At 65.2% G+C, this 13514-nt stretch carries 10 protein-coding genes; 3 read left to right on the top strand and 7 right to left on the bottom strand.

Features of this window, described 5'->3' with window-relative positions:
• Nucleotides 1-58 precede the first annotated feature (58 nt).
• Together moeB and IPF76_RS05975 are read left to right on the top strand one after the other, a co-directional pair.
• Nucleotides 59-808: a molybdopterin-synthase adenylyltransferase MoeB gene (moeB, locus tag IPF76_RS05980; RefSeq protein WP_293840904.1), complete on the top strand. Its 750-nt coding sequence runs from the start codon at nt 59-61 to the stop codon at nt 806-808.
• Nucleotides 796-1161 carry a DsrE family protein gene (locus IPF76_RS05975; protein WP_293841965.1) on the top strand — a complete coding sequence of 122 codons (366 nt, stop codon included), beginning with the start codon at nt 796-798 and terminating at the stop codon, nt 1159-1161. The genes moeB and IPF76_RS05975 overlap by 13 nt, the downstream gene beginning before the upstream one ends.
• A gap of 128 nt (nt 1162-1289) precedes the next feature.
• Here IPF76_RS05975 and IPF76_RS05970 read toward each other — a convergent pair whose 3' ends face one another.
• The 7 genes from IPF76_RS05970 to IPF76_RS05940 form a co-directional block, all read right to left on the bottom strand.
• The gene (locus IPF76_RS05970; protein WP_293840901.1) at nt 1290-2006 is read right to left on the bottom strand and encodes a methyltransferase domain-containing protein; all 717 of its coding nucleotides are present in this window, start codon (nt 2004-2006) and stop codon (nt 1290-1292) included.
• Nucleotides 2006-3133, bottom strand: coding sequence for a peptide chain release factor 2 (prfB, locus tag IPF76_RS05965; protein WP_293840898.1), 1128 nt, complete (start codon nt 3131-3133; stop codon nt 2006-2008). Before prfB ends, IPF76_RS05970 begins: the two co-directional genes overlap by 1 nt.
• Nucleotides 3134-3194: 61 nt before the next feature.
• Nucleotides 3195-5711, bottom strand: a complete 2517-nt coding sequence (locus IPF76_RS05960; protein ID WP_293840895.1) for a transglycosylase domain-containing protein — start codon at nt 5709-5711, stop codon at nt 3195-3197.
• 61 nt (nt 5712-5772) lie between these two features.
• On the bottom strand, nt 5773-6408 hold the full coding sequence (locus IPF76_RS05955; protein WP_293841962.1) for a TetR/AcrR family transcriptional regulator: 636 nt from the start codon (nt 6406-6408) through the stop codon (nt 5773-5775).
• A complete protein-coding gene (locus IPF76_RS05950; RefSeq protein WP_293840892.1) occupies nt 6408-7556 on the bottom strand; it encodes a DSD1 family PLP-dependent enzyme in 1149 nt (382 codons plus the stop codon). The genes IPF76_RS05955 and IPF76_RS05950 overlap by 1 nt, the downstream gene beginning before the upstream one ends.
• Nucleotides 7553-8806, bottom strand: coding sequence for a D-arabinono-1,4-lactone oxidase (locus tag IPF76_RS05945; RefSeq protein WP_293840889.1), 1254 nt, complete (start codon nt 8804-8806; stop codon nt 7553-7555). Before IPF76_RS05945 ends, IPF76_RS05950 begins: the two co-directional genes overlap by 4 nt.
• Nucleotides 8807-8871: 65 nt before the next feature.
• Nucleotides 8872-10080, bottom strand: coding sequence for an N-acetylmuramoyl-L-alanine amidase (locus IPF76_RS05940; RefSeq protein ID WP_293840887.1), 1209 nt, complete (start codon nt 10078-10080; stop codon nt 8872-8874).
• Nucleotides 10081-10741: 661 nt separating this feature from the next.
• Between IPF76_RS05940 and IPF76_RS05935 the strand changes: the two genes are divergently transcribed.
• A complete protein-coding gene (locus IPF76_RS05935; RefSeq protein WP_293840884.1) occupies nt 10742-13432 on the top strand; it encodes a ribonuclease E/G in 2691 nt (896 codons plus the stop codon).
• The last annotated feature ends 82 nt before the right edge of the window (nt 13433-13514 follow it).

The following is a 13514-nucleotide window of genomic DNA, read 5'->3' as shown; positions in this document are numbered from 1 at the left end:
GACGCCGAAGGGCTGGCGTCGCTGTCGGGCATCAAGACCCGGCGATCGAGCGAGTAGCTTGCTCAGCGACGCCGAACTCGACCGTTACGCCCGCCAGATCATCCTGCCGGCCTTTGGCGGCGCAGGACAGGCAAGACTGAAGAACGCACATGTCGCGGTGATCGGCGCGGGCGGCATCGGCTGTCCGGCGATCACCTATCTGGCGGCGGCGGGGGTCGGCAGCTTGACGATCATCGATGACGACGTCGTCGAATTGTCGAACCTGCAGCGCCAGCCGCTATTTACCGACGGCGACATCGGCGCGCGCAAGGCCGTCGTCGCCGCGGCGGCTGCGCGACAGATCAACCCGCATGTCAAGGCGATCGCGGCCGCCCAGCGGCTCGACGATCAAAATTCCACGCCGCTGTTGACGGGCGCCAGCCTGATCCTCGACGGCTGCGACAATTTCGGGACCCGACTCGCAGTCAACCGTGCCGCCGTTGCCTTGCAAATTCCCCTGCTCAGCGCGGCGATCGGCGCTTTCGAAGGGCAGGTGGCGCTGTACGAGGGTTGGCGCGCGGGCAGCCCCTGCTATGCCTGCCTTGTCGGCGACAATCCGAACCAGGAGGGGCTCAACTGCGCCGAGACCGGGGTGATGGGCGCGCTCGCGGGGATGATCGGGACGATGGCGGCACTGGAAGCGGTGCGCGCGCTGGCCGGCTGGGGCGCAGCCTTGACCGGGCGGCTGGCGATCGTCGATATGCTCGACCGGCGCTGGCGCGAGGTCGCAATTGCCGAGGATCCGGAGTGTCCGATATGCCGGGGCTGAGCATAATCGTCGCATCGGCCGATGGCGAACGCTTCTACGCCGCGCTAGAGACGGCGGCGGCGGCGGCGGCGCTCGGGCGGTCGGCGCGAATATTCCTGCAAGGACAAGCGGCCGCGCTGCTGCGCACGCCCGTCGCCTTTGCAGGCGACGCCGCGCGGCGCGCGGCGGGACAGCCCGACCTCGTGTCGCTGATCGCCGAGGCGATGGCGATGGACGTGCGGCTGACCGTCTGCCAGTCGGGCATGGCGCTGATCGGCATGACGGCGAGCGAACTGGTACCGCAGGTGCGCACCGGCGGGCTGGTGAGCTTCACGGCCGAGATCGGCGATGCGGATCGGTTGGTGGTTTTTTGAATATTGATCCTCCCTGTGCCGCAGGCATGGGGAGGTGGTACCGCTAAGCGCTGACGGGTGGGCGATGGCACTCCCGTCGCGGCCCCTCCACCCCTTCCTATCGCTGCACGACAGGGAGGAGCAAGCAATCAGGGGTTATCGCACATCGTAATCGCATCGGGTTCGGGCCGTTTCCCGCTCGGCACGAATCTCGCCAAATACCCCCCGGCGTGCTGCTTATCGTCGTAGGACACCAGCTTGTATCCCACGGCCTCGAATTCGCAGACGAGCAGGCGGAAGGGCGTGCCATGGTCGGCGATCGGCCGGTCGCCGTCGACGACGATCACCTGCCCGCCCGCACGCAGCGCGGGGCGCAACCGCCACAGGAAGGCGTAGGGCTCGCCGATTTCGTGATACATATGGACCATGAAAACGCGGTCGAAGCTTGCCGCGGGCAGGCGCGGATCATCGACTGCACCGAGCTTGAGCGAAACATTGTCGAGCCTTTCGCGCGCAACGCGGTCGGCGAGCCGTTCGATCACCCCGGGCATGATGTCCTGTGCCAGCACCCGCCCGCCTTCACCGACCCGCTGGGCGAGACGCACGGTGTAATAGCCGTCGCCAGCGCCGATGTCAGCGATGGTCATGCCGGGGCGGACATCGGCCGAGTCCATCACGTCGTCCGCTTCGTTGACACGGTCGCGCGCTTCTTCGGTCGACCATTTGGTCGAGACGGTTGGCGCGACGGGGCGGTCAGCGGGCGGAAATTCGCGCGCGGTTGCGGCGCGATTGCCGCTGTCACCCCATGGCGCATCGCAGCCGCTGAGCAGCGGCGCCAGCGCGAGCAGGGCGGCGGCGCATTTCATCAATCGATATCCTCGACCTCGACCTTTTCGCCCGTCACTTTTTGCGACAGCGCCGCAGCCATGAACGGGTCGAGCGCGCCGTCGAGAACGTCGCCGGGTGCCGTCGAGGTAACGCCGGTGCGCAGATCCTTGACCAGCTGGTACGGCTGAAGGACGTAGGAGCGGATCTGGTGTCCCCAGCCGATTTCGGTCTTCGCCTGATATTCGCCTGATGCCGCGGCTTCACGCTTTTGCAGCTCGGCTTCGTACATCCGCGCTTTCAGCATTCCCATCGCGGTGGCGCGGTTCTTGTGCTGCGAGCGGTCATTCTGGCTGGCGACGACGATGCCCGTCGGGATGTGCGTGATACGCACCGCCGAATCGGTCGTGTTGACGTGCTGGCCGCCCGCGCCCGAGGCACGGTAGGTATCGATCTTGAGATCGCCCTCGTTGATCTCGATGTCGATATTATCATCGATCACGGGATACACCCAGACGCTGGAAAAGCTGGTGTGGCGCCGCGCCGAACTGTCATAGGGCGAGATGCGGACCAGCCGATGCACACCGCTTTCGGTCTTGGCATAGCCATAGGCATTCTCGCCCTTGACCAGCATCGTCGCCGACTTGATCCCCGCCTGTTCGCCCGCCTGATACTCGACAAGCTCGACCTTGAACCCGCGTTTTTCGGCCCAACGGCTGTACATGCGCTGGAGCATTTCGGCCCAGTCCTGGCTTTCGGTGCCGCCCGCGCCGGCATGGACTTCGATATAGGCGTCATTGGCGTCGGCCTCGCCCGCGAGCAGCGCCCGGATCTTGTCTTCCTCGGCGCGCGCCGCGAGCGTTGCCAGCGAGGCCACCGCCTCGTCGACCATCGCCTCGTCGCCTTCCATTTCAGCGAGTTCGATCAGTTCGGCGGTGTCGGCGCATTCGGTTTCGATCGCGCGCGTCGCCGCGATCGCCGCATCCAGCCGCTGCCGCTCGCGCATCACTTCCTGCGCCGCCTTGGGGCTGTCCCATAGCGTCGGGTCCTCGACCTTGGCATTGAGCTCGTCGAGCCGCCGCACTGCGCGATCCCAGTCGAGGAACCGTCGCAGCAGCGCCAGCGCGGCGCCAATCTTGTCGATATGATCCTGCGCTTCGGCGCGCATGTCTTTGCTCCTGAATAAATTAAGCCCCGGCCATAGAGGCTCGGTCGTCAGAGACAAGCGGTCAGATGATGCCGCCGCGGTCGTCGAGGAAGTCGTTGTCGGTGCGTCCCGCCGGGCCTTGCCGCACCGGCGCATCCTGCCGCCGGGGGGTCTTCACCGGCTTGATCTCTTCTTCGCGGATCGTCCGGCGTGGCTCACTTTCGGGCTTGAAGGCTTCCCAGATGATCGACGCCTTGGGATCGGTCCCCGGCCAGCTGCCATAAACGCGGCGGCCCGACTGGCGATCGATGCGGACCATCCGCACTCCCTTGGGCGCCGCGAAGGGAATCGGTTGCCGGTCGGCGAGCGCGGCAAGCGCGAAATCCTTGAAGATCGGCGCCGCATAGCTGCCGCCCTGGGCATAGCCGCCCATGCTGCGCGGCTGGTCAAAACCGATATACATACCCGCGATCACGTCGGGGGTGCCGCCGACGAACCAGACGTCGTTCGGGCCCGTGGTGGTTCCCGTCTTGCCAAACAGCGGCACGTTCAGGTCGCGCAGCCGCACTGCGGTTCCGCGCTGGACGACGCCTTCGAGCATATGGACGACCTGATAGGCGGTCATCGGGTCCATCAGCTGCTTGCCCGACCTGGCAAAGCGCGGCATGGGATGGCCGTCCCAATCCTTTTTGTTGCAGCCGTCGCACGGTTTCCAGTTCGCCGGGAAAATCACCTTGCCGCGGCGGTCCTGCGCATAGTCGATCACCCGCGGCTTGAGCTCGCGGCCATGGTTGGCGAGCATCGCATAAGCGTTGGTGATTTTTTCGACCGTCGTCGATCCGGCGCCGAGCGCGGTCGACAGATAGGGTTCGTGCTTGCCGATCCCCATCGTTGCGATCGTTTCGACGATCGGCTCCATGCCGATCTGGCTCGCGGTCTTGACCGTCATCAGGTTGCGCGATTGTTCGAGCCCCCAGCGCATCGTATGCTCGCCGCTGCCGCCCGCGCCGCCAAAGTTGCGGAAGCATTTGTTGCCGAAGCGCGCGCCCTGATAGACGCAAAACGGTCCGTCGACGATCATCGTCGCAGGAGTCATGCCATTGTCGAGCGCCGCGGCGTAAACGAAGGGTTTGATCGTCGATCCGGGCTGGCGCTCGGCCTGCGTTGCGCGGTTGAACGGCGAAAGGCGGACGTCAAAGCCGCCCTGCATCGCATAGATGCGGCCCGAATGCGGGCTTTCGACGACCATGCCGCCCGACACTTCGGGAATGTTGCGCAAGGCATAGCTGCTGCCGCCGGTCGATTTGACGACGATAAGGTCGCCCGGGCGCATCGCCGAAAACGCATTGCCGCCGGTCTTGCGATAGCCCAGCGTCGCGGCACTGGCGGGCAGCGTCCCGGTGTCGCCATTGGCAAACCCGATCTGCACCGCGCCGGCCGATTTCGACAGGACCACGGCGACGCGCCAATTGTCATAGTCGATGCCGATGAAGCTCGACGCCAGACGGCTCTGCCACTGGTCGTCGGCCTCGATCGTCGCGATCGGTCCCGACCACCCCTTGCCGGCGTCGTAGCGCTGGAGCCCCTTGCGCAGCGCCATCGTCGCGCCCGTCTGCATCTTGCCATCATAGGGCGTGCGGACCCATAGCCCGCCGGCATAAACGCTGAGCGGGCCGTCATCGGCGGTCTCGCCGAACTGGGCGATCAGCTGACGCCGCACCTCTTCCATATAATAGCCGCCGACCTGCGCGATCGCGCGGTTGCCGCTATTGGTGAGGCCGAGCGGCATGGCGCGCGCCGCGTCGCGCTGCGCGGCGGTGATCCAACCGTTGCTTTCCATCGACCCGAGCACAAAATTGCGGCGCGCAAGCGCCTCCGCCTCGTTGCGCGCGCGGCCATATTTTTCGGGCGCCTTGGGCAGGATCGCGAGAAATGCCATTTCGTGAAGCTGGAGCTGATCGACATCCTTGTCGAAATAGGCGCGGCTAGCCGCCTGCACCCCGAAAGCGCGGCGGCCGAGCGGGATCTCGTTGAGATAGAGTTCGAGGATCTGTTCCTTGGTCAGCGCATCCTCGATGCGCATCGCCAGGATCGCTTCGCGCACCTTGCGGCGATAGCTGAGCTCGTTCGTGAGCAGCAGGTTCTTGGCAACCTGCTGGGTGATCGTCGAGGCGCCGACGGGACGGCCGCTGTTGGTAAGGTTGGTAATGATCGCCGATGCGATGCCCGGATAGTCGATGCCGCCGTGGCTGAAGAAAGTCTTGTCCTCGGCGGCCAGGAACGAGCGCACGAGCAGCTGCGGATATTCGCTATATTCCAGCTGGACGCGGCGTTCGCGAGCGTAGCTGTGCACCGGCTTGCCCTCGCCGTCGCGGACCATCGTCGGCAGCGGGGGTTCATAATCGCGCAGCTGATCGACCGAGGGCAGGTCGCGCGCGAAGATCGCCCAGATCAGGATCAGCGCCAGCACGCCCGAGAGCGCCAGATAGCCGAGCCAGCGGAACCAGCGTCGCGTCCACATGTCGCGCAGCCAGGCGATGACGGCATTGCTGTCGCGGCGCAGGCGCAGGCGGAAATCGGGCGGACTGTCGGCGACCATGACGCCTGCCTCTAAAGCGTGGATCGCCGAAAGGGAAGCATGGTTGCGGCGAGGTGGGTGACTAAGCGATTTCGCTCAGGTCGAGCAGCGATGCGCGCAACATTGCGGCAACCTCAGCCAGCAGCGCTGCCTGCGATACGCGGTCTTCCTCATACAGCATTTCGTCGGCCGCAAAGCCGAGTTCTACCGCCAGCCGGAGCCGCGACCACAGCACCTCGCGGTCCATCCCAACCCGATATGCCGCGCAGGCCTCTGCCAGCCGATCGGTCACATAGCGGTGCGATTCGAGCCGGACATGGACGAGCTGCGGCGACGCGTGGAGCGCGCGCAATATCCACACCGCGCCGGGTTCGGCGCGCGTCACTGCCGCGTTTTCGGCGAGCAAATCGCCGATATGATCGGCCATCGCGGCGATCCCACCGCGTGCGTGCCGGGCCAGCCAGTCCTCGAGTACGGCGTTCTGCCGTTCCATCAGCCGCCGCCCCAGCGCCTCCAGCACCGCATATTTGTCGCCGAAATAGCGGTAGAGCGCGGGCGGCGTCAGGCCAGCGCGCGCGGCGATCATATTGGTAGATATCCGCTCTATCCCGACTTCGGCCAGCAATTCGCCCGCGACATCCAGCAAGCGGCCGCGGGTCAGCTGCGCGCGGCCTTGTTGCGGCGGACGCTTGACGAGCGAGGCGCGCGAGGCCGCCATCACCGCGCGCGGCCACGCGCACTGACCGGCCAGATGTCGACCAGCGTATCGCCCGCGACGACATGATAGCTGTCATAGAGATTCACCGTCGGATCGCAGTGCGGCACAGTGAGGCTGACCGGGTCGCCGGGGTTAAGCTGCGTCCCGATACCGGGCGCAATCAGCGCCGCATGCTCGTCGCCCATGAAGGCGAAGAAAGTGGTCTCGGGCGCCCCGCGCTGCACCACCGCGACGCCGCCGTCGGTCGAGAGCGATTTATACCCGGCGTCGATCGTCACAAGGCCGTCATGATTTGCACTGACGACGCGGGCATCGACCAACAGCGAAACTTCGAACGGCGGCTCGCCGCCCTCGCCCGTCAGATCGCAGTCGAGATACTGCTTGTCCATGAAGACATAGCTGCCCGCCTGCAGTTCGGTAAAGATGCCCAGGTCGAGGTCGATGCGGTGCGTGCCGGTGCCCGAACCGGTAATAGTCTCCGGCGCAAAGCCCGCGTCGGACAGAGCCGCAATGACGCTTTGCAGATAGGCGGTGCGTTCGACGATCGCGGCGCGGCGTTCGACATAGCTCTCGATATGCTGCTGCGACCCGCAGTAGAATTGCACGCCATGGTAGGCGAGGTTGGGCGATGCGGCGATGACTCGGGCGAGGGTGACCGCGGCCTCTGCCGACGCGACGCCGGTGCGCGCAATGCCAGGGTCGATGTCGATGATCACGTCGAGATTTGCGTTCGCCGCCGCGAGTGCGGACTGAAGCTGCTCGGCGACGCCCGGATGGTCGACCACCGCTATCAGCCCTTCGGCAGTAGCCGCCAGCGCGGCGAGCCTTTCGATCGCACGTGGTGCCGCGACGGGTGAGGTGACAAGTATGCCGATTATGCCTCCGGCGGCTAACGCCTCGGCCTCGCCGATCTTGGCACAGCAAACTCCAACTGCACCCGCCCCGATCTGACGCTTGGCGATATCCACACTCTTGTGCGTCTTGGCGTGCGGACGCAGCGTGATGCCCTTTGCGGCAACCAGCGCCGCCATCGCCGCAATATTGCGGTCGAGTGCATCGGCATCGAGCACGAGCACCGGGGTGTTGAGGTCGGCGCGCGAGCCTTGCTGGCCGATCAGATGCGCGTGAAGGTCGCGGTCGGTGGTCATGCGAACAGGCTTTCCAGATGTGGATTAAGGAATTTGCCGTCGGGGTCGGCGGCACGGCGGACGGCGGTATAGCGCGCCGCCATCGGATAGAGCGCCGCAACGTCCTCGCGGGTGAGCGTATGGCGCTTGGCCCAGTGTGGCCGTCCACCATGGCCACGAAAAATCGTCTCGGCCTCGGCAAACAGGTTTCGCCACGGCATCCGGGCATATTGGTGCAGCGAAATCGCCGCGACCGGTCCCGCGTTCATCGGGCTCAACCAGATGTCGTCCGCGGCGACGGTGCGAAATTCGAACGGAAAGGTGACAGGCAGGCGTTTGCGGCGAATCCAGTCAACGACCTCGGTGAGGGTTTCGAGCCCGACGCTGCGCGGCATTTCATATTCCATCTCTTCGAAGCGGATCGTCCGGTCGGACGGAAAGACAAGGTGCGCTGGACCACGGCGGCGGCCGGAAATGCCGCTTCTCATCATCAGCCGCTGCAGGAAGGGGGTTAAAAACGGCAGGCGCGCGGAGATGTCCAGGATACGACGAAACGTCGCCTCCTCCATATCGGTCGTGGTCGGCGGCGGGTCGCATGGATCGCATAGGTCGAGCGATTTGAGGATGACATCGTCGCTGTGCGGAAAGAACCAGAATTCGACGTGGCGGTGCTGGCGGGTCAAATCATCATAGCTTTCGCGGATTTCGGCCCAGCGCCGCTTTTCGATCCGTTCGGCAAGATGAAAGGCGGGAACGACCGCGACGTCGATTTCGGTCGCAACTCCGAACAGGCCGAGTGACAGTCGCTGCGCCTGATAAAGATCGGGGTTGGTGATCGCATCGCACCAATGGGTCTCGCCATCGGCGCCGATCAGGCGGAAACCGCGCGCAAACGTGGCAAGTGAGCCGAGATCGGCACCGGTACCGTGCGTCCCCGTCGCCATCGCGCCAGCGAGCGACTGCGGATTGACGTCGCCCTGATTGGCGAGCGCCAGCCCCTCGTCCCATAGTGCCGCTGTAAGGCGGCGGATGCTCCAGCCGGCGGGGATGCGCGCGGTCTGGCGATCGACGGCAATGTGCATGTCACCGGCCAGATCGTCGAGGCTGACGATCAGTTCGTCCGATTCGCACAAAGGCATGAAGCTGTGCCCCGCACCGGCGACACGCAGATTGTGCGCGCTGCGGATCAGCGCAGCAAGCTCGTCCTCGCTGTGCGGGCGGGCGATTTGTGCGGGTGCGGTGACGCTGCCCGACCAGTTGCTCCAGCTCATGATCTTCTCCCGCAGCGAGCGCGATAAAACTGGCCGGAGAGAAAAAGTTAGTCAAGACTAGCTCATCAGCGCGCCGCGATCTGCCGTGCGAAATGGATCTGCACCGCGTCGCGCACCCCGCGTGCGACCTTTTTCTGCCCCGCAGTCGAGGCCAGGAATTCGGCGTCGCCCTTGTTCGAGATAAATCCGGTTTCGAACAGGATTGACGGGGTGTCGGGCGCTTTCAGCACCACAAATGAGGCGAAGCGATGGGCATTGGTGCGGAACTTGACCGCTTCGCCCGCTTCGCGCTGGAGCAGGCGAGCGAAGTCGGAGGCGACATTCATCGTTTCACGCTGCGTCAGGTGGAGCAGAATCGACGAGACATCACCGCTGTGCGCACCCAGATCGACGCCGTTGATGACATTCGCCTTGTTCTCGCGCGCCGCGAGCCGCGCGGCTTCGCGGTCGGAGGCAACTTCGGACAGGGTATAGATCGATGCGCCATTGGCGGTCTGGTTTTCGGCAGCATCGGCATGGACCGAGATGAACAGGTCTGCCTTGAGCCGCCGCGCGATGCCGAAACGCTCCTCGAGCACCAGATACCGGTCGTCGGCGCGGGTCAACGCGACGCGGACCCGGCCCGATCCGAGCAAATCGTCGCGAATCGCACGCGCGAGCGCGAGGGTGATGTCCTTTTCGCGTTTGCCGCTGTGCGGGCTGATCGCACCCGGATCATGCCCGCCATGGCCGGCGTCGATCACGACGAGCGGCAGGCGGCTGTCATTGGGCCCCTCGATGCGCGGCAGCGCCACGCTGGGCTTGGGCTTGCCGATCGGGACGCTGACGCTGTAGCGTTTTTCGGGCGGCTTGGCGCGAAAGCCTGTGGGCGGGGCCAATTCAATGCGCGGGCCGCGCGATACCCGCGCGAATTCGTCGGCGGAAACCGGGCGGAGCTGAAAGGTCAGACTGCGGCCGTCGGCGGCAAAGCGCGCGCCGGTAACGACGGCGGGCTGCGCGAGATCAAGCACGATACGCGCCGTGCCGGTATCCTTTTGCCCCTGGCGCACCGCACGGACCAGTCCGGCGCCTTGCGAAGAACGGCCGGGCTGCGCCCCCGCGATGTCGAGAGCGATCCGGTCGGGACCGGCGAGGAGGAAGGTCGACGCACCGCTGACAAGATCGTCGAAGCGCAGCGTGATGTCCGAATCGCCGATTTCGACCGCGCCGATTTGCCCCGCCAGCGCCGCTGCGGGGTTCATCAACATCGCGATCAGGACGATCAGCAGGCTCATGGAGCTTTTATGCCGCTGCCTGCGCGCGCTGGTCCAGTGCTTAATCGAAAACATGCGGCCCCCAGCGGCAGACAGTGGTGAACCCGGCATTATCCATGGCGCGTCAAACCACGGTCAACCGGCAAGGTTAACCAGCAATTCACCATGTTTGGCAGAGGCGTGGCACTTGCACAGCCCTGCGCACGCACCATCTTTCTGCGGTGGCGCTGTTGCCGTCGGCCCGTGCCGATGCTAGCACACCACCACTGACGGTGTCGTTCCCGGTGCCGTCCGGCCTTTTGAGGGGAAGGCCTGCTCCGCAAAAACTGCGGAACATGGCCGCCTTGGCGCCGGATATGCGGGGATCGGCAACCTGCCGTCAGTCCACCCGGTTGACCGGACAGTCGGGGCGATCGCCAGACGCCCGCCCTGCCCGCCCGCTCACCCCATGTAACAGGTTGATGCCGCATGAGGCTTGCCATGCCCTCTTTTCATCCCGACGCGGGCGCTTTCGCCGCTGCCGTCGCCGGATGCAAAGACCGCATGCGCGTCCAGCATCGGACGCAGGCTCCCCGCGGCAATAACGTCTTTTTTCGTTTCATCCGTACCCGCCGCGACCTTTCCTCAACGAAGATCGCGGGATTTTTTGATGGCGCGCTGCGGCGCGCTTGGAGTGTAACTAATGACCACGCGCATGTTGATCGACGCGCGGCACCGGGAAGAAACCCGGGTCGCCGTCACCCAGGGAAACCGCATCGAGGAGTTTGATTTCGAGTCCGCCGAGCACAAACAGCTCAAGGGCAATATCTATCTGGCCAAAGTAACCCGCGTCGAACCGTCGCTGCAGGCGGCGTTCATCGAATATGGCGGCAATCGCCACGGATTCCTCGCGTTCAGCGAAATCCATCCCGACTATTATCAGATTCCGAAGGAAGACCGCGAAGCGCTGCTGCGCGAAGAGGCCGAACATGCCGCCGCCGCCGCGCAGCGCGCCGAGGAAGACCTTGACGAGCTGGAAGGCGATGTCGCCGACGTCGAATATCACGACGAGGACGACAATGGCGACAGCCGCCGTGACCGCGACGACGATCGGGATGATCGCGACGAGCGCGACGATGGCGATGACGACGACCGCGACGACCGCGACGACCAGGGCGACGGCGAGAATGGCGACGGGGAAGAGGGCGGCGAAGCTTCCGAAAGCCGCAGCGATCGTGGCGACCGCAAGGGTCGTGGCCGTGGGCGCGGAAACGGCCGCAAGGGTGGTGGCCGCGGTCGCAGCAGCCGCCGCGACGAAGACGATAGCGAGAATCGCATGTCGCTGCGCCGCCGTTACAAGATTCAAGACGTCATCCGCCGCCGTCAGGTGATGCTGGTCCAGGTCGTCAAGGAAGAACGCGGCAACAAGGGCGCCGCGTTGACCACCTATCTTTCGCTCGCCGGCCGTTATTGCGTGTTGATGCCCAACACGATGCACGGCGGCGGCATCAGCCGCAAGATTTCGAACGGTGCCGATCGCCGCAAGCTGAAGGCGATGGTCGATGAACTCGCGCTGCCGCCGACAATGGGTTGCATCGTCCGCACCGCCGGGATGAGCCGCACCAAGGTCGAGATCAAGCGCGACTTCGATTATCTGGCGCGCCTGTGGGACGAGATTCGCGAAAAGACGCTAGAATCGAGCGCCCCGGCGCTGGTCCATTCGGATAGCGACCTGGTCAAGCGCGCGATCCGCGATATTTATCACAAGGATATCGAGGAAGTGCTCGTCGAAGGCGACGAGGGCTATAAGGCGGCTAAGCAATTCATGAAATTGCTGATGCCGAGCCACGCGCGCCGCGTGAAGCAATATGCCGATCCGGTGTCGCTCTATCAGCGCTACGGCGTCGAGGATCAGCTGGCCGGGATGCTCAATCCCGTCGTCCAGCTGAAATCGGGTGGCTATCTGGTGATCAATCCCACCGAGGCTTTGGTGTCGATCGACATCAACTCGGGCCGCTCGACGCGCGAACATAATATCGAGCAGACCGCGGTCAGCACCAATCTGGAAGCGGCCGCCGAAATCGCGCGCCAGCTGCGCCTGCGCGACATGGCCGGACTGGTCGTGATCGATTTCATCGACATGGATCATGGTTCGAACGTCCGCAAGGTCGAGCGCGCGATGAAGGACGCGCTGAAAAACGACCGCGCGCGCATCCAGGTCGGCCGCATTTCGGGCTTTGGCCTGATGGAAATGAGCCGCCAGCGCCTGCGCACCGGGGTGCTCGAAGCGTCGACGCGCCCCTGCCCGCATTGCGAAGGCACAGGGCTGGTCCGCACCGCATCGTCGGCGGGCCTCAGCGCGCTGCGCCTGATCGAAGAGGAAGCGGCGCGCGGCAAGGGCAGCCGCATCACCCTGCGTGCGAGCCAGGAGGCGACCTTCTACCTGCTCAATGAAAAGCGCCGCGAATTGCGCGACATCGAGGAGCTGTACGGCGTCACGGTCGAAATCCTGCCCGACGGCGAAACCGAGGGTGCGCGGATGGCGATCGAAGTCACGGGTCCGCCGCCGACGCAGCGCCGCAGCTTTGCCCCGATCGCACCGATCGAAGACGAAGATGACGACGATTATCCCGAAGACGACGATATGGAAGAAGCCGAAGAAGAAACCGAAGTCCGTCCCGCGCGCCAGCGCGAGCGCGCGCCCGAGGGCGGCGAGAGCGACGCCGATGGCGAAGGCCGCAAGCGCCGCCGCCGTCGTCGTCGCGGTCGCCGCGGTCGCCGCGACGAGGAAGGCAATGAAATCGTCGAAGGCAATGACGACGGCGATACCGAGCGCGATGGCGCTGCAGAAGGGGCCGAGGACGGCGACGCCGCACCAGCGGAAACTGCCAGCGATGTCGAGGGGGAAGCGGTTGATCCCGACGCCAAGCCGCGCCGCCGCCGTGGTGGTCGTGGCCGCAAGCCCAAGGTCGATGCCACCGAGGCCGCCGACGACACCGCAGCCGATGCCATCGAAGCACCAATAGCCGCGGACGTCGCGGAGCCGGTCGTCGAAGACGCGCCAGCTGCCGAGGAAAAGCCAAAGCGCAAGCGCGCGCCGCGCAAAACCAAGGCTGCAGCCGAAGCGGACGCCGCCGAAGCAGCGGCAGAAGCGGAGCCTGAAGCTCCCCCGGCGATGCCCAGTGCCGAAGACGAGCCTGAAGCCGAAGCCGAACCCACAAAACCCGCGCCCAAGAAGCGTGCCAGCCGCGCCAAAAAGGCCGTTGCGTCGGATGCCGCGCCCGAAGCGGCGACGACCGGCGATGCCGAAACCGATGCCGCCACAGGCGACGAGGACGGTGTCGGTCCCGACGGCGAACCGCGTCGCGGCTGGTGGCAGCGTACCTTCGGCTGATCCGGGCGTTACACGTCTCGTCATTGCGACCCCGGCAAAAACCGGGGGAGCAATCCAGGGTGGCACTCGCCACCCTGGATTG

The organism is Sphingopyxis sp., assembly GCF_016704835.1.
Classification (GTDB): domain Bacteria; phylum Pseudomonadota; class Alphaproteobacteria; order Sphingomonadales; family Sphingomonadaceae; genus Sphingopyxis.
Note: the sequence above shows the minus strand (reverse complement) of the source record. Positions and strands in the feature narration are given on the sequence as shown.

Coding starts and splice junctions, on each gene's coding strand:
- IPF76_RS05935 (WP_293840884.1), top strand. CDS start 10,742: ATGACCACGCGCATGTTGATCGACGCGCGGCACCGGGAAGAAACCCGG.
- IPF76_RS05975 (WP_293841965.1), top strand. CDS start 796: ATGCCGGGGCTGAGCATAATCGTCGCATCGGCCGATGGCGAACGCTTC.
- IPF76_RS05950 (WP_293840892.1), bottom strand. CDS start 7,556: ATGACCACCGACCGCGACCTTCACGCGCATCTGATCGGCCAGCAAGGC.
- IPF76_RS05955 (WP_293841962.1), bottom strand. CDS start 6,408: ATGGCGGCCTCGCGCGCCTCGCTCGTCAAGCGTCCGCCGCAACAAGGC.
- IPF76_RS05940 (WP_293840887.1), bottom strand. CDS start 10,080: ATGAGCCTGCTGATCGTCCTGATCGCGATGTTGATGAACCCCGCAGCG.
- IPF76_RS05945 (WP_293840889.1), bottom strand. CDS start 8,806: ATGAGCTGGAGCAACTGGTCGGGCAGCGTCACCGCACCCGCACAAATC.
- IPF76_RS05970 (WP_293840901.1), bottom strand. CDS start 2,006: ATGAAATGCGCCGCCGCCCTGCTCGCGCTGGCGCCGCTGCTCAGCGGC.
- IPF76_RS05960 (WP_293840895.1), bottom strand. CDS start 5,711: ATGGTCGCCGACAGTCCGCCCGATTTCCGCCTGCGCCTGCGCCGCGAC.
- prfB (WP_293840898.1), bottom strand. CDS start 3,133: ATGCGCGCCGAAGCGCAGGATCATATCGACAAGATTGGCGCCGCGCTG.